The 336-nt window shown below is 50.9% G+C and carries 1 pseudogene; it reads left to right on the plus strand.

The annotated features are described in order from the left end of the window. Nucleotides 1–301: pseudogene (locus CVN76_RS02305) on the plus strand (deaminase); the annotation flags it as partial. Between the last annotated feature and the right edge of the window lie 35 nt (nucleotides 302–336).

Raw genomic sequence — 336 nt, forward strand, 5'->3', positions numbered from 1 at the left:
GGAGCTGGCAGTGGAAGCGAATGCCGATGTTGACCTGCATTTACATGATCCCGGTCACCTTGGTACGTTCACCATGAAGCGTTTGGCCGCTTTAACCAAGCAAGCAGGCTGGGAGGGCAGGGTAGCCATCAGCCACGCATTCGGCATCGGCGACGTATCCAAAGCAGAAGCTTATGACCTGGCCGACATTCTGAGGGATGCCGGAGTTTCCATAGTCACAAGCGTGCCTATCAATAGACAAATGCCGCCAGTGGATGTATTGCATGACCACCAAATAAAGCGAAAAAGCCTACACACGTAGCTATATACATAGGTGACAATCAATTCATACACTCC

The sequence above is a fragment of the Bacillus sp. mrc49 genome (genome assembly GCF_002803435.1).